This is a genomic window from Variovorax sp. Sphag1AA (genome assembly GCF_014192575.1).
Taxonomy (GTDB): Bacteria; Pseudomonadota; Gammaproteobacteria; order Burkholderiales; family Burkholderiaceae_C; genus Variovorax.
This window is the reverse complement of record NZ_JACHYC010000004.1, coordinates 414,154-432,454: the sequence shown is the minus strand read 5'-3', so window position 1 is coordinate 432,454 and position 18,301 is coordinate 414,154. Positions and strand designations below refer to the sequence as shown.

At 65.6% G+C, this 18,301-nt stretch carries 15 protein-coding genes; 8 read left to right on the top strand and 7 right to left on the bottom strand.

Annotation, left to right across the window (positions count from 1 at the left end; all coding sequences use genetic code 11):
• Nucleotides 1–23: 23 nt before the first annotated feature.
• The 5 genes from FHW64_RS18110 (at nt 24) to FHW64_RS18090 (ending at nt 4,230) form a co-directional block, all read left to right on the top strand.
• The gene (locus FHW64_RS18110) at nt 24–1,352 is read left to right on the top strand and encodes an ABC transporter substrate-binding protein (RefSeq protein WP_184528685.1); all 1,329 of its coding nucleotides are present in this window, start codon (nt 24–26) and stop codon (nt 1,350–1,352) included.
• Nucleotides 1,353–1,386: 34 nt separating this feature from the next.
• Nucleotides 1,387–2,289, top strand: coding sequence for a carbohydrate ABC transporter permease (locus tag FHW64_RS18105; protein ID WP_184529213.1), 903 nt, complete (start codon nt 1,387–1,389; stop codon nt 2,287–2,289).
• Nucleotides 2,286–3,164 carry a carbohydrate ABC transporter permease gene (locus FHW64_RS18100; RefSeq protein WP_184528683.1) on the top strand — a complete coding sequence of 293 codons (879 nt, stop codon included), beginning with the start codon at nt 2,286–2,288 and terminating at the stop codon, nt 3,162–3,164. The genes FHW64_RS18105 and FHW64_RS18100 overlap by 4 nt, the downstream gene beginning before the upstream one ends.
• Before the next feature lie 142 nt (nt 3,165–3,306).
• Nucleotides 3,307–3,810 (top strand): DUF3016 domain-containing protein, encoded by a 504-nt coding sequence (locus tag FHW64_RS18095; protein WP_184528681.1) that lies wholly within the window; start codon nt 3,307–3,309, stop codon nt 3,808–3,810.
• A 57-nt stretch (nt 3,811–3,867) separates the two neighbouring features.
• Nucleotides 3,868–4,230 carry an SPW repeat protein gene (locus tag FHW64_RS18090; protein WP_184528679.1) on the top strand — a complete coding sequence of 121 codons (363 nt, stop codon included), beginning with the start codon at nt 3,868–3,870 and terminating at the stop codon, nt 4,228–4,230.
• A gap of 24 nt (nt 4,231–4,254) precedes the next feature.
• On the opposite strand, the gene FHW64_RS18085 is transcribed toward FHW64_RS18090, so the two are convergent.
• Both FHW64_RS18085 and FHW64_RS18080 read right to left on the bottom strand, forming a co-directional pair.
• Complete coding sequence (locus FHW64_RS18085) at nt 4,255–10,197, bottom strand: CHAT domain-containing protein (protein WP_184528677.1); 5,943 nt, start codon at nt 10,195–10,197, stop codon at nt 4,255–4,257.
• Between the two features lie 22 nt (nt 10,198–10,219).
• Nucleotides 10,220–11,062: a caspase family protein gene (locus FHW64_RS18080; protein WP_184528675.1), complete on the bottom strand. Its 843-nt coding sequence runs from the start codon at nt 11,060–11,062 to the stop codon at nt 10,220–10,222.
• 321 nt (nt 11,063–11,383) lie between these two features.
• On the opposite strand from FHW64_RS18080, the gene FHW64_RS18075 reads away from it, so the two are divergent.
• Both FHW64_RS18075 and FHW64_RS18070 read left to right on the top strand, forming a co-directional pair.
• On the top strand, nt 11,384–12,016 hold the full coding sequence (locus tag FHW64_RS18075) for a tetratricopeptide repeat protein (RefSeq protein WP_184528673.1): 633 nt from the start codon (nt 11,384–11,386) through the stop codon (nt 12,014–12,016).
• Nucleotides 12,017–12,219: 203 nt separating this feature from the next.
• Nucleotides 12,220–12,738, top strand: a complete 519-nt coding sequence (locus FHW64_RS18070) for a pilin (protein WP_184528671.1) — start codon at nt 12,220–12,222, stop codon at nt 12,736–12,738.
• 92 nt (nt 12,739–12,830) lie between these two features.
• Here FHW64_RS18070 and FHW64_RS18065 read toward each other — a convergent pair whose 3' ends face one another.
• The 4 genes from FHW64_RS18065 to FHW64_RS18050 all read right to left on the bottom strand — a co-directional run bounded on the left by FHW64_RS18065 (nt 12,831) and on the right by FHW64_RS18050 (nt 16,697).
• Entirely contained in the window at nt 12,831–13,997 is a 1,167-nt protein-coding gene (locus FHW64_RS18065; RefSeq protein ID WP_184528669.1) for a mandelate racemase/muconate lactonizing enzyme family protein, read from the bottom strand.
• 40 nt (nt 13,998–14,037) lie between these two features.
• Nucleotides 14,038–14,736: an SDR family NAD(P)-dependent oxidoreductase gene (locus tag FHW64_RS18060; protein WP_184528667.1), complete on the bottom strand. Its 699-nt coding sequence runs from the start codon at nt 14,734–14,736 to the stop codon at nt 14,038–14,040.
• Nucleotides 14,726–15,691 carry a tripartite tricarboxylate transporter substrate binding protein gene (locus tag FHW64_RS18055; RefSeq protein ID WP_184528665.1) on the bottom strand — a complete coding sequence of 322 codons (966 nt, stop codon included), beginning with the start codon at nt 15,689–15,691 and terminating at the stop codon, nt 14,726–14,728. The genes FHW64_RS18060 and FHW64_RS18055 overlap by 11 nt, the downstream gene beginning before the upstream one ends.
• Nucleotides 15,692–15,758: 67 nt before the next feature.
• A complete protein-coding gene (locus FHW64_RS18050; RefSeq protein ID WP_184528663.1) occupies nt 15,759–16,697 on the bottom strand; it encodes a dihydrodipicolinate synthase family protein in 939 nt (312 codons plus the stop codon).
• Between the two features lie 125 nt (nt 16,698–16,822).
• On the opposite strand from FHW64_RS18050, the gene FHW64_RS18045 reads away from it, so the two are divergent.
• Nucleotides 16,823–17,785 (top strand): LysR family transcriptional regulator, encoded by a 963-nt coding sequence (locus FHW64_RS18045; RefSeq protein ID WP_184528661.1) that lies wholly within the window; start codon nt 16,823–16,825, stop codon nt 17,783–17,785.
• Here FHW64_RS18045 and FHW64_RS18040 read toward each other — a convergent pair.
• The gene (locus tag FHW64_RS18040; protein ID WP_184528659.1) at nt 17,771–18,193 is read right to left on the bottom strand and encodes a thioesterase family protein; all 423 of its coding nucleotides are present in this window, start codon (nt 18,191–18,193) and stop codon (nt 17,771–17,773) included. The genes FHW64_RS18045 and FHW64_RS18040 overlap by 15 nt on opposite strands.
• Nucleotides 18,194–18,301 lie beyond the last annotated feature (108 nt).

Below are 18,301 nucleotides of genomic sequence, written 5' to 3'. Positions count from 1 at the left end.
CTTTCAACATCAGGAGACAAAGAATGAGTGACTTCAATCGCCGCACGATTCTCAAGAGCTCGGCGGGCTTCGCGGCCGCCGCCTCGCTCGGCGTCGGCACAGCCATCTTCACGCCGCTCGCCAATGCCCAGTCGATGACCTTCAAGCCCGAGAAGGGCGCCAAGCTGCGCGTGCTGCGCTGGAGCCGCTTCGTGCAGGGCGACATCGATGCCTACATGGCCAACGTCAAGAAGTTCAGCGAGACCACCGGCGTCGAAGTGCGCGTGGACAACGAAGGTTGGGAGGACGTTCGCCCGAAGGCCGCTGTGGCGGCTAACACCGGCGCGGGTCCGGACATCATCCTGTCGACCAACGACGACGCAAACCTCTATCCCGACAAGCTGCTCGACGTGACCGATCTCGCCGAGTACCTCGGCAAGAAGTACGGCGGCTGGTATCCGGCGGCCGAGATGTTCATGCGCCCCGACGGCAAGCGCTGGATCGGCCTGCCGCTCGGCGCATCGGGATCGCTGATCGTCTACCGCGAAAGCATGGTCAAGGCGGCTGGCTTCGACACCTTCCCGAAGAACAACGACGACTTCCTCAAGCTCTACAAGGCGCTCAAGGAAAAGGGCACGCCGGGCGGCATGGCGCTCGGCAACGCAACCGGCGACAGCACCTGGACCAACTGGCTGATCTGGTCGTTCGGCGGCAAGCTGGTCGACAAGAACAACAAGGTGGTGATCGACAGCCCCGAGACGCTCAAGGCGCTCGAATACGCCAAGGAGCTGTACGCGAACTTCATCCCCGGCACGCTCTCGTGGCTGGACCCGAACAACAACAAGGCCTTCCTCGACGGCCAGATCAGCGTCACCAACAACGGCATCTCGATCTACTACGCCGCCAAGAATTCGCAGGACCCGAAGGTCAAGGAGATGGCCTCCGACATCAACCATGCTGTGTTCCCGGTGGGACCGGTGGGCGTGCCGACCGAGTCGCACCTCTTCTTCAACCAGATGATCATGAAGTACACCAAGTACCCGCAGGCGGCGAAGGAGTTCCTGCGCTTCATGATGGAACGGCCGCAGTTCGACGACTGGCTCAAGGGCGGGGGCGGCTACGTCGCGCAGCCGCTTCGCGCCTACGAGGCCAACGAGATCTGGACGGTGGACCCGAAGAACACGCCATACCGCGATTCGGTCAAGAACCTGCGCCCGGCGGGCTACGAAGGCAAGCTCGGCTACGCATCGGCCGGTGCGGCGGCGGACTTCATCATCCCGAACATGGTGGCCGAGGCCGCGAGCGGTTCGAAGTCGCCGAAGGAAGCTGCAGAACGGGCCCAGAAGCGTGCAGAGCGCTATTACAAAGTCTGAGGGCGTTCGCGCAGGCGAGCGGCATTCCATGACGTTGCTCGCCCGTTTCCAGAACAGCCGCAACGCCCTCGGCTTCGCATTCATGCTGCCGGCGGCGGTGCTGCTGCTGTTGTTCCTCACCTATCCGCTCGGCCTCGGCACCTGGCTCGGCTTCACCGACACCAAGGTGGGCCGGGGCGGGGAGTGGATCGGGCTGGAGAACTACGTCTTTCTCTGGAACGACGCGGTTACGCGGCTGGCGCTGTTCAACACGCTTTTCTACACGGCGGTCGCGAGCGTGTTCAAGTTCTTTCTCGGGCTGTGGCTCGCGGTGCTGCTGAACAAGAACATCCGGTTCAAGACCTTTTTCCGCGCGGTCATCCTGCTGCCCTACATCGTGCCGACCGCACTGTCGGCGATCGCCTTCTGGTGGATCTACGACTCGCAGTTCTCGATCATCAGCTGGGCGCTGGTCAAGATGGGGCTCATCGACCACTACATCGACTTCCTCGGTGACCCGTGGAATGCGCGCATGGCAGTGATCGCGGCCAATGTATGGCGCGGTGTGCCCTTCGTCGCGATCACGCTGCTGGCCGGGCTGCAGACGATCTCGCCGTCGTACTACGAAGCCTCCGCCATCGATGGTGCGACGCCGTGGCAGCAGTTTCGCCACGTCACGCTGCCGCTGCTCACGCCGATCATTGCGGTGGTGATGACGTTCTCGGTGTTGTTCACCTTCACCGACTTCCAACTCATCTACGTCATCACGCGCGGCGGTCCGCTCAATGCGACGCACCTGATGGCAACGCTGTCGTTTCAGCGCGCGATTTCGGGCGGTGCGTTGGGTGAGGGCGCAGCCATCGCGATCGCGATGGTGCCCTTCCTGCTCGCCTGCATCATGTTCAGCTACTTCGGCCTGCAGCGGCGCGCGTGGCAACAAGGGGGCTCCGACAAATGAGCGCCAATCAAGCAAAGATGGATGTGGTGGGCATGAGCTACCTGGAGTCCGTGCCGCGCAAAGTGGTCACGGTCTACCTGCCGCTGCTGGTGTTCCTCATCGTGTTGCTGTTTCCGTTCTACTGGATGGCGATCACGTCGGTGAAGCCTGAGGCGGAGCTGCTTTCACGCGAGGGCAACCCTTTCTGGGTGATCGCGCCGACCATCAATCACTTCTACAAGCTGCTGTTCGAGACGGCGTATCCGCAATGGCTGTGGAACACGCTGCTGGTGTCGGTGGTGTCCACCTTCGCGTCGTTGGCTTGCTCGGTGTTCGCGGCCTACGCGATCGAGCGACTGCGCTTCAAGGGCTCCCGACAGACCGGTCTGGCGATCTTCCTGGCCTACCTCGTGCCACCGTCGATCCTGTTCATCCCGCTCGCAAACGTGGTGTTCAACCTCGGCATGTTCGACACGCGCTGGGCGCTGATCCTGACCTATCCGACCTTCCTGATCCCCTTCTGCACCTGGCTGCTGATGGGCTATTTCCGCTCCATCCCGGCGGAGCTGGAGGAATGCGCGCTCATCGACGGCGCGAGTCGCTGGCAGATCCTCATCAAGATCGTGCTGCCTCTCGCGGTGCCGGGGCTGATCTCGGCGGGCATCTTCGCCTTCACGCTGTCGTGGAACGAGTTCATCTATGCGCTGACCTTCGTCTCGTCATCGGAAATCAAGACGCTACCCGTGGGCGTGGTGACCGAGCTGGTGCAGGGCGACGTCTATCAGTGGGGCCCGCTGATGGCCGGTGCGCTCCTCGGCTCGCTGCCGGTGGCCTTCATCTACTCGTTCTTCGTCGAGTACTACGTGTCGGGGATGACCGGCTCCGTCAAGGAGTGAAGCGGCTCCGACTTGGAGCCCAATCCATCGTTCCCAGTGGTCTTGTTCTCGCCTGGAGATGCCGCACAGCCGCGGTTCCTGCAAACTGGTCTGCTCGCCCGCTGTAGCGAGGTGAGAGGCTGTTTGCCGAGAGGAGATCGTCATGATTCGATCCTGGGCGCTTTCGATGATGCTTGCCACGACTGCCTCGATGGCGAGCGCGGCAGACCTGACTGTCGTTTTCGTCAACCCCGAGAACTTCCGCGATGCGGCGTATTCGCGCTCCTTCCCCAGCGATCGCGATCGCGCAGAGGTGCTGCGCGACGTACAGCAACACCTGCAGCGTCTGGCTGACCGGTATCTGGGCCCTGGCGACGCTCTGCGCATCGAGGTGCTCGACATCGACCTGGCGGGCGATTTCAATCCGCTGCGGCGAGGGGGTTCCGACGTTCGCGTCCTGACCGATGTCACCTGGCCGCGCATGGAATTGGGCTACAGGCTGAGCCATGACGGACAGTTGATCGCGAGTGGCCGGGAGCGCATCAGCGACATGAACTACCTGGTGATCGCCAGGCGCAATTCAGGCAGCGACCGCTTCATCTACGAGCGCCGGATGCTGGACGACTGGTTCGAGCGCCGCATCGTCGCGGCCAAGGAACACGGCTGATCCGAACTGATCCAACCGCTTGCCGGCGGCGCTTTCCGTGCCGGCAGGAGGTGTGCGATGAAGCAACTCAAGCACTGGCAGGACGTGGTGAATGCTTTGCTGGGCGTGTGGCTGGCGATTTCACCCTGGCTCGTGGGCTACCAGGAGATCCCGTCGCCGACCGCGAACGCGGTGCTCGTCGGCGTGGCGCTGGTGGCCGCGGCGCTGGGCGCGATGATCGTTCCGCGCGCCTGGGAAGAATGGACCGAGTGCGCACTTGGCGCATGGCTGGTCATCTCCCCGTGGGTGATTGGCTTCGGCATGCATCGCCAGGCGATGCTGACCGCAGTGATCACCGGCGCGGTGATCGTGGCGCTGGCGCTCTGGACGCTCGTGACCGACAAGGAGTACAGCGGCTGGCTGAATCGCCCGGCGCATTGACCGCGCGGGCGCGTCGCCGGCGGCTCAGCCTGCGAGCGGCGTCTTCGGCCGGTCCGCGCGTACCGTGCGCGCCGGCCGCAGTTGCTGGATGAGCGCGACGAGCCGGTCGGCCATGTGCCGGCAGGCATCGCCGGCGCCCGTGAGAAAGCGGGCGTCGAACAGGATCGACAGCATGTCGAGGTGGACCATCGTCGTGTCGATGCGGCGTACCTGCGGGCCGAGGTTCGCGAGCGCATCGCGATAGGCCTCCAGCACCGATGCGAGTGCGGCGTCGCCGGCGTCGTCCGGCGCCGCAAGGCTTCCATCGCGCAGCTTTTCCACCAGCAAGGCTTCGGGGCTTGCAACTACGTCCCACGGGTCACCGTCGTGCGCAGTGGCCCTGGAGATGAGCTGTCCGCATTGCCGCGCGAGCGCCACGCCGTTCGACATCGCCTCAGGAGCATCCCATCCGTCCAGCGCCATCTCCAGCGCGAGCGCGCGCAATGCCTCGCAGGGGCGGAAGCTGTCATCGCCCGCGATGCCTTCGGCGCGCGCATAGGCCTGCAGCCCGGCCTGCACGGCATTGGCCATCGCACCGCGCCATCGATTGCGTTGTGCGGCGGTGCCTTTGACGCGCAGCAGGTGCAGCGCGAAAACGACCGCCTTGCGCTCGCAGGCCTCGCCGAGCAGCGCGTAGCGATCGGCATTGGCGCGGCAGAGGGGGCCGCCCGCCACGAGGCGGTCGAGCGCGCGCAGCCGCCCGATGCCGTGATCGATCAGCGGCAGGCCCTTGGGCATCGGCCGGGGCGGGTACTTGCGACCCGCCTGCTGTTCGGCGTGGATGCGCTCGATGTCGCGTTCCGCGCGCGCGAAGCCCAGCTCGACCTCGACGGCCGCGAGTTGCTCGATATCGCGGATAGGCACGCGACCCTGCAGGTCCACGGACTGCGTCGCGGCGAGGAACGCGCTGTAGGCCCGATCGGGGCAGCCGAGATCGCGCCAGATGGCGCCGAGCGCGGATTGCAGCAGCGGCAGCCGCAGCCAAGGCGGCGGGCAGCGCCGGTCGCGCGCATCTTCGATCGCCTGGATGCGCGCCTGTCGTTCGCTCTCCAGCGCGCGGTCGGGGCGGCGCGCAACCTCGACGCGGGCGCGCGCAAGCTCGTCGAGCATTTCGTCGATCGACACGAAGGGTGCATGGCCCTTGGCGCTGCCAGAGGTGGCGTCGGCCGGCTCCGCAAGCCAGAGCGGGTCGCCGTAAGCCTGGAATGCGCCCCACGTCACGTTGTCGGGCCGCGCGGCCCACAGGGCCTGTCGCGCCTCGAACACGGCTTCACCGAAGGGGCGACGGTTCTGCAGCAGCGATTGGTAGAACACCTCGCCGAACTGCTGCGCCAGCTTGTCGTCGACCGCCCAGCCCGCGACGACCACACAGCGGACCCCGATGGCCATCAGTTCGCGCGCGACGCTGCCTGCCAGCTTGTTGCCGTCGCGCACGGTCGGCCCGGCCGCACCGCCCGGGTCGATCTGGCCGAGGTGACAGCAGTTGAGGAAGACCAACTCCGGCACCGATTCCATCGCCTCGATCTCGGCCGCCGTGATGAGCAATCCGCCTGACAGCACGACGCCGCTGCGGCGCAGCCCGTCCACATGCTTCTGGTCGAACACGCCATGCGCGGAGATGTGCAGGATGCGATAGGGCTTGCGATAGAGCTTCGCGAGCACGTCGGAGGCAAGGTTGTCGGCGCCGATGGCGCGGCTCACTTCGTAGCCCATGCTCATCAGCAGGCTCGCGACTGCGGTTGCCTCTACCTCGGCGCCGGCGAGCGAGTCCGGATCCTTGCCCTGCGGATTGGCGGGATCGGGAAACGCCGCCCCGAAGCCCTGCACCGAAGGATTGCCGACCACATAGGCACTGCGCGCCAAGCTCTGCCGCACGTCGCGGCGGTAAGCGGACGATGAAAGCTGCCGCACCACCGGCGCGCACAGCGCCAGCGGCACGAGCGGGCCATCCGTCTGCGCCTCGGGAGCGAAGAGCGGATCGGTCAGCATCAGCTCCCAGGGCAGGTTGGCGGTGGCACCGTCGACCACCAGCACGATGCGCTGCAGCTGCCGCGCCGCATCCTTGAAGTCCGGCGGCACGATGAGCTGGAACAGCATCCGGCCGAAGTCGGCGTTCCATTGCGTTTGGCTGATCTGCTGGCGCACCAGCGTCTCGATCAGGCTCGGCTGGCGCTGCTGGACCACCGTTTCGGCCCGGGCGCGCTGGCCAACGTAGAGAAAGCGCAGCTTGTCGGCGAGCCGCGTCGCCCCGTCGGGGCTAGGCGTGACGGCAGCCTGGTCGTCGGCATCGGTGACGATCAGGCGCGGCCAATAGGTTGCGCCGCGTGCGTCGAACAGGCGCTGGCGCAGCCCGGTGCCCTGAGCCAATTCGGGGTTGCAGGCGAGCAAGGTGTCCTTCGCCGCTGCAGCCGTCTGCAGGCGCGATGTCAGCTGGCGAAGCTCGTAGACCGCGGTGATGGCGGTGTCCAGATAGAGCTCGACGATATCCAGTTGCGAAACGCGCACCGAGAGCCCAGTGGTGCGCCTGAACTTCTCGTTGGCATCCACGACGCCGCGGACCACCGCCTCGACCGAACCCGCAATCGTCAGGTTGGCCGACGAGTTGTAGCCCAGCAGCAGCGTCGCGAGCGGCACCTCGCGGTCTTCGCGGCCCATCACATCGACGACTTGCAGCAGATAGCGCAGCACCCCGGCGCGCACCGCGATCATCAGCGCGTCCTGGCTCAGGCTGCCTTCGTAGCTGCCGAGGCCGGTGACCACCGCACCGGTGAGCACGCCGCGCCGGCGTTCGATCGCGCTGGGCTTGCGCAATACCACTGCGGCGGTACCGAGCGGGCCCGCGTAGAGGTCGAGCGCACGGCGCTGGGCAAGCTGGCCGTCCATGAGCTCGGTGTCGATCAGCGCCTCGGTGCCGGCCATCGAGTCGTTCTCGTAGTGGCCGACCATGATCGGGCACGAGAGGAACCGAAGGTCCATTGCCTTGAGGTTCACCTCGAGCCGCAGCTTGGCGCGCGTGGCGATGCGGTTGTCCGGCGTGCCGCCGATCACGGCTGCGGCGAGGTTCGCGTCGTCGACTGCGTTCGGAGGGCCGGGGTCGTAGCTCACGGGGCGGTCTGGCGCGGCGGCACGGGTGGTGGGCGGCGTGCGGTCGAGGGCGCCGGTCGCGCCGGTCACGAGCAGTTCGCCGAATGCGGCGAAAGCTGAAGCGGTCGAAAGTAGATCACCATGCACGGCGGGCAGGTAGTAGAAGCTGCCGATGCCGCCGATCCGGCCCGAATCCCAGGTGACCGTGCCGTCGCCGCGCGCGGTCGACACCATGCGCAGGCGGGGGCTGCCGCTGCGCGTCTCCACTCGGACGCCGCACGGCGTGTTCGGCGCGACGCCGAAGACGTAGACGGACTTCGTGCGATACGCGTCGGGCATCGTCGGCGTGCCATCGCTGCCGGCCTTGGCGTCCTCCGCCCACAGCCAACCAGCTGACGCCAGTGTCTCTGCGTCGGGCTGGCCGCAGCGCTGGTCGCCGAACCACAGGTCGGTGTTGACTGCCTTCAGCGCCTTCCAGCCTTCGGGGCGCCAGTACTCCTGCGGCTCGCCGCCGTCGGGCTGACCTTCGAATGTGTCGACGAAGCCCGGCCGTGGCAGCAGTTGCAGCGCGCCGCGGAAGCCAGAGACGATGTCGAGCACCTGCTGCATGTCGTGGCCGATGTCGAGCCGCGCGAGCGTGCGCAGCGCGTCCCCCTTGCCGAGCAGGTTCTCGACCATCGAATGCGAGCCCTGATGCGGCGTGCCGGCCATCACGAGCCGCGCTCCGTCGCGTGCCATCAGTCGGTCCATCACCTCACGCCGGCGGTAGATGCACGCTCGCACCACCAGCCCGCCCATGCTGTGCGCGAGCAGGCGGATCGGCTGCGTCGTCTGCTTCAGCAGCAGGTCGAGAAACGTGCCGAGCCGCTCGCCCAGCACGTCGAGCGGCTGGCGCCAGTCGTACGGAAAGGGCACCACGCGGTGGCTGCCAGCAAGGTGCTCGCAGATCGCGCTGTAGGTCTTCCCGAAGAGGCCACCGGTCGTCACCTTGTCGGCGCCGAAGGCGATGTCGCTCAGGCCACCGCCTGCGAGGCTGAGCGGATTGAGCCACACCCGCTTGCCATCGGCATCGAGGTAGGTGCCCATCACGCCGGGAAGCACGACGACGATCGGCCGCTCGACGCCCGCCGCGTCGCGCGATGCACCGATGCCCGCTGCGTCGAGACTGGTGAACTGCGGCGGCATCACGCGGAACGCGGCGACATCGTCGGGCCGGTCGAGCACCAGCCAGTCGCGCATCGCGCTGCGCGACTCCAGATTGCCGAAGTAGCTGAAATGCGAGACATCCGACGCGCGGTCGAACATCACGCGCGCCTTGGCCTTGACTGCGACCCCCGCGAGCATCGATGCGGTGTCGACCACGAGGTCGTTGTCGGTGTTCTCGAACAGCAGGAAGTCGGTGAGCAGCATGCCCATGCGCATCAGGAGGTTGCTGCCCTGGATGTCGCCGGCGATCAACCCCATGCGGATGTCGGGCTGCACCGTCCCGTCGCGCAACAGTGCCGCCATCGGCGAATCGGGCAGCATCGCCTCGATGCCCGGCACCAGATGCGGATTGGTGCGGTTGCGCGCGATCTCGATCACCACGCGCTTGAACGCTGAATACAGCGGATTGCCGAAGAAGAACGGCACGCGGCCGATCAGCGTCAGCAGGCCCGAGAGGAACACATCGAAGTTGCCGCTTGCGAGCTTGGTGCCCTGCGAGGGGCTCGCGACGCGCACGTAGCGCTCGATCACCGGCGCCTTGTCGCGCAGCATCGCGAACAGATTTCGCAATTGATCTCGATGCTCTGCATGCGCGCGATCGAGCTCCTTGCGCACTTCGCCTTCACGCCCTTGCGCATCGCCGACACCGGGGAATGCAAAGCTGTAGCTGTCGATGTGGCGGTCGATGTCCAGCAGGCACATCAGGTCCCCGACGATGCCGCCGCGCGAATGCGTCACCAGGCTGATGCGTGCACCCTTGGGGAGCGCCGTCGCGAGCTGCAGCGCGTTGTCGATCGGGCTTTCGGACAGCGTGCGGTGCTCGAAGCCGTAGATGCCGCCCGGGAAACGACTCTCGAGCCGGGCCCAGAGCCCCCGGTCGCTTCGCTGCAGGTCGGCGAAGCTGCCCAACGTGCTCGATGCGGTGCCGTGGATGAAGACCAGTGCGGGGCGTGCCTTGCCGTCCGCGCCGATCATCGAAGCGACATCGTCGGGTGCCCCGCCTTCAAGCTTGCCGCCTCCGTCGGTCCAGCGATAGAGGTGGCCGGCTGGCCGGCTCAGGCGGTCTTCGATGGCCTTCATGAGCGCCTTGGTCGCGAGCCAGCTCACGCCGGTGTCGGCAATTGCGACCTGCTTTCCTTTGCCGCCCTTGTCCTTCGGAAGATCGGCGACCAACGCCTGCGCGGCATCGGTCAGCGAATCGCGGCCCACGGCCACCGACACCACGCGGGTGACCAAGCTGCCCATCGCATCGGAGAACACGCCCCGATGCGGCATCGCGCTTTCGGCATTGAGGCGATCGAAGAGCACGCGGCCCTCGTCATCAACCAGATCGGGCCTGTTGCGCAGCAGTGCATCGCGCAAGCGCGCGGGGCTGGTGACGAGCGTGCCGCCATCGGCGAGGTCGATCACCAGCACTTCGTCGTCTGCCGCGGCGAGTTCGCTGGGGGTGGCGTCAGCTGCACCGCGCGCTGTCGTCCCAAGCTCGACGCTGGATTTGGGTGTCAGCAGTCCATCAGGCAGGAAATCGTCCTCGGGCGCAGGTCTGCCGACGCTCCGCGTCGAAGACCTCAGAAGAGCAGGCACCTCGGGTTTTGTGTTCTCGCGTCCGGTCAGCTTCAGGACGATCGGCGGCGCCATGCGCTGTCTCTCCTCGAGCGCGTCAGGTGAAGATCGCGCGGTCTCGCGCCTCCGCGCTGCCCTGGATCTGCGGCTTCTGCGGATAGCGTGTGGAAGGCAGGTCGTCCGCCAATGCCGCGTACCACTGCGTGTAGCTCGCGTTCGCGGGCAGGGCCCGCAGCGCCTTCAGCGCGTAGAAGGTGAAGGCGCCGTTGGAGCGGTTCGCGAACGTCGCGTCGTAGCTGAAGTGGTTCTCGCCTTCTTCGCAGCCCGCCATGAGGACGTCGCCGGCGTCGTCCTGCTGCGCACTTGCGAGCGCCGCGGAAGCTGCATGCTTCGCGTCGGCGGGCACCGGGCCGCCGCCCGGTCCACTTTTGGCGAGGCTCTCCGCGGACATCCATGCCTTCATCGGCATGAAGCGCGGCATCCTCCCAGCCTCCTTGTCCGCGCTGTTCGGCGGCGCGCGGTTCACAGTCCCTGAGTGACAGCTATCGGAAATCAGCACGATGTGCACGCCGTCGCGGCGCGTCATGAAGATCGCATGGATCTCGTCGTCGATCAGCGCGGCGTTGATCAAGCGGATGTCGTGAGGGCACAGCGCCTCGTCGAGCCCGTCGGCCTCGTCGCCGTTGGTGTCGTACTGGTAGGTGCCATGGCCCGAGTAGGTGATCACGACCACGTCGCCACTTACCGCCTGCCCGACGATGTGCTTGAAGGCATCGACCATGCCGGCCTTCGTGGCCTGCTCGTCGAGCAGTTTGCGCACGCTGAAGCCGCGCTTGGTCAGCTCGGCGGCCCAGTCGTTGGCGTCGTTGACACAGCCGGCGAGATCCATGTCGGTGCCGGGGTAGTTGTTGATGCCGATGCACAGGGCGAGTTTGGGCATGGGAGCCTCCTCTCGGTTGGGCGAAAGCCGGCTGGCGCGTGCGGTGCCGCTTGGGTCGATTGGACACGTGTGGCGTGCTGGAGTCGTCTTCCAAAGGGTGTATGGCGCATGGCGGGGGATATGCGGACTTAGCCTGAGCCGTATCAGGCTGCGTGAGTGACGCTTGCAAGGCCGCTCTCCTTCGTTCGCTGCAGCGTTCGACGGCGCTCAGACGCAGCTCGAGCCAGAACTGAGACGTTTCTCATAGCCCGCGGCTGTTCACGTTCCTAGAGTGCTCCGGCGCCCCACCCCGGGGTCTTGCACCAAGGGAGAACTACAACCATGTCAGTGGGAATCATGGCTCGTCGCGCCTATGCCGAGCGCGATACACATCAACCACCGGCCCAAAGTGGCTGCTTCACCATCAAGTCGGCCACCAGGATCTCGGAGTTCATCAGTCGCAGGCGCAAATCTCCAACCCGTTCGTCCGCGCCCGCAACGATTCCGATCAGCGTCCAAGCGGTCATCGCAATCACGGGGCGCAGCCAGCGCACCTGGTGGAGGCGCATCGAGGACGGCACTGTCTGCAAGCTCAAGCCCGACACCCGTGGCCGAGCGATGGTCGCATTGCAAGATGTTCTCAAGCTTGCGGATTGCGGCGTTGCACCCGAAGACATGGATTTGCTAGTCAAGGCCGATTCGGGTGATGCAGAAGCGCAGGCAGACATTGGAGAAATGTTCATCTCGACTGGACGACCAGACGCCGGACGCTATTGGCTTCAGCTAGCCGCTGAGCAGGGACATCCGAATGCGATGCAATGCTTGTCGCATTGCTACCTGTCAGGTGCAGGTGTTCCAAAGGATGAGGACATGGCGCTTCGGTGGCTGGCCGATGCGGCGGTACGCGGCCACGTTATCGCTCGCGAGCAGATGCGTGCGTTGCGGGCAACACTTTTAACGAAGATCGTCGGCTAAGGATTCAGACGCTCGTTGGCATGAAGGGCGTCGGGCCATGGCATGGCCAGAAGCGTGCCAAAAATGCAGGTGGCATGGAAAGAATCTTGCCAACTGTCTGGACGCCGTTGTCCTGTCCATGCATCAGCTTCGGGCACGTCTTCTGCAGTTGAACGAGTGCTCAGGGAGGTCCTGAGATTCTCTAAATCAACTGAAAGCAATAAATGAAGAGTGCTATTCGTTCGGCCCAGAGGGGCTTCACGCTGATTGAATTGATGATCGTTGTGGCGATCATTGGAATCATTGCTGGAGTCGCAATCCCGCAGTATCAAACCTATGTCGCTAAGTCACAGGTCACTCGTGTGGTTGGGGAGGCTGGAGCGCTTAAGACCGCGATCGAGGGCTGCCTTGTTGACGGTCGCTTGACGTTGGCGACCAACGCAACCGTTGGTGCCACCCAGTGCGATCCGCAGGCCACCGGCTCCAATCTCCAGGCAACCGGTGGGAACTCGGCTCCCGGAGCAACGGTGCCCGCTGGCACAGGTGTTCCTACGGTAACCATGCCCGCCGCCGCGACGGACGCCACGACGATTGTGGCCACGTTCGGAAATAACGCTGCGCAGGCCCTCCAAGCAGCCATTGTCACGTGGACGAGAACGCCCGGGGGAACCTGGTCGTGCTCAACGACCGCTGACGCAAGGTTTGCCCCTGTAGCCTGTCCCGTAGCTGTAGCGGCTCCGTAATAGAACAGCGTAGTTTTGAAAAGCCCCGACCTGGGGCTTTTTTGTTGTGACGTGGAGGCAGGCGACGAATTTGGCTCTTGCGCGACCGTCAGTCAAACACTCAACGCTTTCATCTCCGCATACAAATCCGCCTTCCCCTCAAACCCAATCCCCGGCAGCGCCGGCAGATTGACATACCCGTTGTCCACCCGCACCCCATCAGGGAAGCCGCCATAGGGTTGGAAGAGATCGGGGTAGCTCTCGTTGCCCCCAAGCCCGAGCCCCGCCGCGATTGCAAGCGACATCTGGTGCCCCCCATGCGGAATGCAGCGGCTCGGTGACCATCCGTACTCCTTCAACATGTCCAGCGTACGCAGGTATTCGACAAGCCCGTAGCTCAGCGCGCAGTCGAACTGCAGCCAGTCGCGGTCAGGTCGCATGCCACCGTGGCGAATCAGGTTGCGCGCATCCTGCATCGAGAACAGGTTCTCGCCAGTCGCCATCGGTCCCGCGTAGACCTCAGAGAGTTTCGCCTGCAGTTCGTAGTCAAGCGGATCGCCAGCTTCCTCGTACCAGAAGAGCGGGTACTGCGATAGCGCCTTCGCGTAGTCGACGGCGGTCTGCAGATCAAAGCGGCCGTTCGCGTCCACGGCGAGTTGCTGGCCGGGGCCGAGGATCTTGAGCACCGACTCGATGCGCTCGCAATCTTCGGCGAGCGTGGCGCCGCCGATCTTCATCTTGACCACCGAGTAGCCGCGCGCGAGGTAGCTCTCCATTTCCTTGCGCAAGCCGTCGAGGCCCTTGCCGGGGTAGTAGTAGCCGCCGGCCGCGTAGACGAAGACGCGCGGATTGGCCTTGCCGTTGCCGTAGCGTTCTGCAAGCAGTTGGAAGAGCGGCTTGCCCGCGATCTTCGCGACGGCGTCCCACACTGCCATGTCCATGGTGCCCACGGCCACCGATCGCTCGCCGTGGCCGCCGGGTTTCTCGTTGATCATCATGCGCGCCCAGATCTTGTGGGGATCGAGGTTGTCGCCGGTCTCGTCGATGAGCGACGCCGGATCGGCTTCGAGCACGCGAGGACGGAAGCGGTCGCGGATCAGTCCGCCCTGTCCGTAGCGCCCGTTGGAGTTGAAGCCATAACCGATCACCGGCTTGCCGTCGCGGATCACATCGGTGACCACGGCGACGAGGCTCAGGGTCATCTTCGAGAAGTCGATGTAGGCGTTGCGGATGTCCGATTTGATCGGGCGCGTGGATTCGATGATGTCGACGATTTTCATGATGCTTTCGATGGGTGACAGGAAATGAAAGGGCAGCGGTTCAGCGCGATAGCGACGAGCCGCCGCAGATGGCAATGTCCTGGCCAGTGATGGCGGCGGCGGACGGTGACAGCAGGAAGCCGACGAGGTCGGCGATCTCGGCGGGCTCGATCAGCCTTCCGATGGGAGGCAGGCGCGGTGCACTGCCCGCTCGCGCGGGGTCGGCCAGCATGCCGGTGGCTGTGGCAGCGGGCGAGACGACGTTCACGGTCACGCCCTGATCCGCGACTTCGGCTGCCCAGCTTCGCGCCAGCGCAATGAGTGCTGCCTTCGTGGCTGCGTACTGGCCACGCCCCGGCATGCCTTGCGCGACGCGACTGCCGATGAAGACGACGCGGCCATGCTTGCGACGCGCCATCGCGGGCACGATCGCATCGGCGATGCGGGTGGCGGCATCCACGTGCAGGCGCCACATCAGTTCGCCGCCAGCGTGGTCCAGTTGGCCGAGTGGACCGACGCGAAGCACGCCGGCCGCATGCACGAGCGCATCGGCGTCCTGCAGTGCCGAAGCGGCAGCGGCGATGCTTTCGCCTCTCGACAGATCCACTTCGACCGGCGTGAACGCGGCATGCGTGATGCCCGGCTGTGCAACATCCAGCCCACTGACGCGCCAACCCGCGGCCAGCAGCGATTCCGCGATCGCCCGGCCGATGCCGCTGCTGCTGCCGGTGACAACGGCATGGCGCATGTCATTCGACATGGATGTTCCCCTCGGTCACGATCTTCTGGGAACGCGCCATGTCGCCTCCCTGGAACTTGGCGAATTCCTCCGCGCTGCCGGGTGCGAGCAGCAGGCCCTGTTCCTTGAGCTTGTCCTTCATGTCGCCGGACAGCGCCTTGTTCACTTCGGCATTGAGGCGCTGCACGATCTCGGGTGGCGTCTTGGCCGGCGCCCACAGGCCATACCAGCTGTAGAACTCGAACCCGGGAATCGTCTCCGCCACTGTCGGCACATCAGGCAGGCTGGATGCGCGCTGCGCCGATGTCACCGCAACAACGCGGAGCATGCCGCTCTTGTGGTACTGCAGCGAGCCCAGGATCGGATCGATGAAGCCGTCGATCTGTCCGCCGATCAAGTCCTGGAAGGCCGGCGCAGTGCCTTTGTAGGGAACGATCAGATAGTCGATGTTGCCCGCGCGCTTGAGCAGCTCGGTGGAAAGATGCCCTGCCGATCCGACCGATCCGACCGCGAAGGTCATCTTGCCCGGATGCTCCTTCGCGTACGCGATGAGCGACTTGACGTCGGTAATAGGCAGCTTCTTGTTGATCGCCACGGACAGCGGGGCCTTGGCCACCAGCGCCACGGGCGCGAAGTCGCGGTTGACGTTGTAGGGCACCGACTTCATCGTCATCGGCGCTGTCGTGAAGGTCGAGGCATTGAACAGCAGCGTGTAGCCGTCGGCTGGCGCCTTCGCCACCACGTCACCGCCGATCACGCCATTGCCGCCGGCGCGGTTCTCGACCACGAAGGGCTGGCCCAGCTGATCGGCGAGCTTCTGCGCCAGCAGGCGGCCCACGAAGTCGAGCGTGCCGCCGGGCGGAAACGGGATCACGACTTTCACGGGCTTGCTCGGATATGTCTGGGCAAAGCCGCTGGTAGTCGCCGCAAGGGCGAGGGCGCCCAGCGCGGCGCGGATGAAGTGCTTGCGTCGCATGTCTCTTGTCTCCTGGATCGTTGTTTGAGCGAGCCGGCCGAACCCGCACCGGCTCCGGGCGGTGAAATCAGCGCTTGAGCAGGCCGGCACGCTTGACTGCGGCGCGCAGGGCTTCGACTTCTTCGGCGTTGGGCGCTTCGGTGGGCGGGCGCACCGTCGCGTCGTCGAGCACGCCGGCCAGGTACATGCCGCCCTTCATGCGTGCGTGGGCCTCGCCCGTGGGCTCGCCGCCGCCGTAGACCGCATCCTTGAGCGGCGTGATGATGGCCTGCACTTCGATTGCGCGCTTGAGGTCGCCGGCCTTCACCGCATTCCACAGGTCGATGATGAGTTGCGGGATGAAGGTCGCGAAGCCGACCAGCGCCCCGTCGACGCCTTGCACCATCGAGGCCAGCAGATATTCGTCATGGCAGGTCAGGATGGCCTTGGAGGCGTTGGCCTCGCGGATCGCCTGAATGTCGCGGGCGTACTTGTTCATGTCGCGCTGGCCGACCTTGAAGGCCTGCACGTAGGGCAGCCGGGCCAGCTCGGCCAGCAGCTTCGAGGAGTAGGAAGCGCGCGTCCAAGCCGGGTAGACGTGGCACACGAGGTCGAGCTCCGGCGCCGCCTTGTGGATCGCCTCGAAGTACTGCAGCGCGTGGCCCGGCGTGAAGCCGAAGCGCAGCCAGTGGTGGGGCGGCATGACGTCCAGCGCCACGGCGCCGGCTTCCTTGGCGGCGCGAGCGTGATCGGCGGCATCGGCCAGTCCTTCGCAGACGATGGACGAGATTACCGGCAGCCGACCTTTGAGCTCATCGGCCACGATGCGGGTGACTTCGGCGCGTTCCGCGGGCGTCAGCGCGAACACCTCGCCGGTGTGGCCGTTGGTCATGACCGCGACCACGCCGTCATGGCCGGCGAGCCAGGACGCCAGCTTGCGCAGCGCGGGTTCGTCGATCTTGTGGTCACGGGTGAAGGGGCACGAAATGGCGGGAATGATCCCCTTGTAGTTCGCGATGGAAGGCATGCAGTCGTCTCCTGTTGAGTGCTTGGGTGTCGATGGGGCAATCTTCCCGTCGGGGGGCACATACGGTCCAATACCCGATTCGCATACAACTATCTCCACGGAGAAACCGAGAAAGGACGCACCGCATGGGCCCGGGAAACCGACCGCTGGATCTGGAATGGCTGGAGGACTTCCTGGCGCTTGCCGAAAGCGGCAATTTCTCCCGCGCGGCGCAGGCGCGGAACATCGCGCAACCCGCGTTCAGCCGGCACATCCGCGCGCTGGAGGAATGGGTGGGCGTCGATCTGTTCGATCGCAGCGCGCATCCGGCCGCGCTGACGGCTGCGGGTCGACGCTTCCAGCCGTTGCTGGAGGACACCCTGGCCCGACTGGAGTCCGCGCGCATCAAGGCGCGGGCCGCGCACGACCAGGCGGCGGCGAGCCTGCTCTTTGCGGCGACGCATGTGCTGTCGCTCACCTTCTTTCCGCAGTGGCTGGGTGGGCTGGAATCGCAGTTGCGGCTCGGGCCGATCCAGACCATTTCCGACAGCTTTCATGCCTGCGAGGACCTGGCGCTGCAGCGTCGCGTGCAGTTCGTGCTGTGCCACGGGCACCGCGAGGTGCCGGGGCGGCTCGACGAGGCGGAGTTTCCGATGCTGCGCCTGTCGGACGACGTGCTGCTGCCTGTTTCCGCGCCGCAGGGCGCGGCCGGCGGCGCGATGCATTCGTTGGATGCTGCGGACGCGCCGGTTTCGGTGCTGGCGTACAGCGAGCCCTCGGGGCTCGGCCGCATCATGCGTGCGCGGATGCGTCAGGTGTTCGGTGACGGGACCGTGCCGACGCTATCGCAGGGCGTGGAGATCGTGTTCACGGCGCACCATGCGGCGCTACTCAAGACGATGGCGCTCGAAGGGCGCGGCGTGGCGTGGCTTCCGAAGAGCCTGATCGCGGCTGAACTGAAGAGCGGCGCGTTGGTGGCGGCTGCTTCGGCCGAGTGGAACGTGCCTGTCGAGATCAGGCTCTACCGCCAGCGCGCGGAAATGGCGCCGGCGGCCGAGGCACTCTGGACGCTCGTGCAGGAGCGCCCGCCGGGCTCAGGCGGGCGCTGAGCAGAGCTCGCGGATTTCCGCCGGAATCGGCACCGCGCGGATGCCACCACCTTCGCGCTTGGCCGCAAAGATGCGCACCTCTTCGCACTCGAGGATCAGGTCTTCGCCACGCATCACGCGATAGCGCTGCACGAAGCTCTTCTCGCGCCACTCGGGAATCGTGACCGCGACGTTCAGCGTGTCGCCGTAGCTCGCGCTCTTGACGAAGCGCGTGTGCGTATCGACGAGCGGCGTGCCGATCACGCCCATGGTCTGCGCCGTCTCTTCCCAGCGCGGCACGCCGCGCTCTGCGAAGAAATGGCGCGACGCGGCGTCGATCCAGCGGAAGAAGTTGGGAAACCAGACGATGCCGGCGGGGTCGCAGTCGCCGAATTCGACGCGCACGGTGTAGATGACTTCGATACTCATGGATTCAGTGTCTTCTGAAAAAGGGCAGCCAGCATCCCGCCGAGACCAGGAACCCCGCGGAACCGGCTTCGCCGGGCCGCCGGGGTTGCCCCCGGCGAGGGGGTGCAG